1 protein-coding gene is annotated in these 1,736 nt (G+C 44.6%); it reads right to left on the bottom strand.

Going from position 1 to position 1,736, the window contains the following annotated elements:
• Window positions 1–480 precede the first annotated feature (480 nt).
• Window positions 481–1,611, bottom strand: a complete 1,131-nt coding sequence (locus V1L65_RS28555) for an IS110 family transposase (protein WP_331702752.1) — start codon at window positions 1,609–1,611, stop codon at window positions 481–483.
• Window positions 1,612–1,736: the final 125 nt, after the last annotated feature.

Consider the following 1,736-nt stretch of genomic DNA (forward strand, 5'->3'; position numbering starts at 1 on the left):
CTGATATGAACGAAACCTGTCAAGCGCTTCTGTCGCACCTTTGTTTTTGACGCATCTTAATAAAGCCTGTCAAGTGGCATTTTTGACAGGAGACTCTTTCAACCCATACTTATAATGGTCACGGCATGAATATGCCGGGCCTGCCTTACGGCGAGTAACGGGGTGCAGGGAGGTGTACTTCCTGCACATTCCTTAGGGGAAGGGATAGATCATTCCTTAGCTCGAAGGCAAAAACCTAATCGCTGGTTAGCAATCTGATATTCGTGGATTCACACACATTCTACATACGTCTGAAGGGCTTACCGCTAACTATTGACGAGTATTTGGTTCCAAACCTAACTCAAGCGCTTCTCGCGGATTTCCCTTCACCTTGCCTGATTTTGCCTTCGAAGTAAAAAATGATCTCTCCCAACATCGCCTCCTTTCATCTATCCTTAGACTCAATTCATTTTAGCTAGGTTATTCATGCATGATTTTGCGTTACGCTGCTTTTTCCGATTGCTGTATTTTTTCTATCTCCATCGCAATTACCCATACAAATCCAGCTAATTCCCTTGCGATTGCAGTAACGATCGTCCCTTTGTGTTTTCCCATACGCATCATTGCTTTGTATTTTTTGTGTAACCGTTGTTGCGCGGCCCAAGCTATAGCTTGCACCTTTGGCGGCAAGCCGGAAATCCGTTCCCTCATTGTTTTTTTGATGGCAGGACTATAACGGTAACCCCAGGCCGATTCGACTAGCACTCTTCGAATATGTGCGTTTCCAGCTTTCGTAATTCTTCCCTGATGACGACTGACACCGCTAGAAAACTCACTGGGTACAAGCCCACAATAGCTCATGAAAGCTGTGGGACTTCGGAATCGTGTGATGCTCATGATTTCTGATCCTAATGTTACTGAAGTGATCATTGCTACCCCTCGTAACGCCTGCAAGGCTTGGAGCAGCGGAGCCTGTACCCCAACTTCCGCTTGCTGTTCCATTTCTTTTTCATATCTTTTAATACGCTCTTTGGTTTCCCATATGGCGTGGCGATATTCTTGAAAGGCAAGGCGCTGACACTCATTTGTAAACTTTAACGTATCTAGCCATTCTTCATTGGCATATGTCCATGGTTTAGACCCTTTGGGATCTGACAGTTGATTCCGTAATAGAAACTTTCCTAGCCGCTGTTTATGGCGGTTTAAATCTTCCTTCGCATCTTCCCGTGCACGAACTAAATCTCGTAATGCTTCATCCTCGGGTGTAGGGACATAAACGGAAGTAAGTTCTCCTGCGCGAAATAGTTGGGCCAGACGTAGTGCATCTCGTTTGTCCGTTTTTATTCGGTCTCCTGGCCGCTGAGGAATAAGGGAAGGAGCAACGATTGCACACGAAATATTCATCTCCAGCAGCCAGCGGTACAGCACATACCCTGTAGGGCCAGCTTCGTAACAGACTTCCAGCGTAACATCTTCTTTCTTAAGCAATTGTTGGATTAGCTTTCGGACGGCTTCTTTTGTGTGAGCAATAGCTCCCCAGTACCGTGCCTCTTGTCGATCTTCATCCGCAATAGCAACAGCAATTTTTGCTTTGGATACGTCTAAACCTATATACTTTGTGGTTATACTCATAATAACCGACTCCTTTTTTGATTGTAGCTCTGTTTTGGTTTTGAATGGTTCTTCTTAATTCATTCATTTCCAAATTTAACCTACGTGATGCAAATGAGGATGTCGGTTTCGTTCATTATAACTAT

The organism is Paenibacillus sp. IITD108, assembly GCF_036541265.1.
In the GTDB taxonomy this organism is placed as follows: domain Bacteria; phylum Bacillota; class Bacilli; order Paenibacillales; family Paenibacillaceae; genus Pristimantibacillus.

Coding starts and splice junctions, on each gene's coding strand:
- V1L65_RS28555 (WP_331702752.1), bottom strand. CDS start 1,611: ATGAGTATAACCACAAAGTATATAGGTTTAGACGTATCCAAAGCAAAA.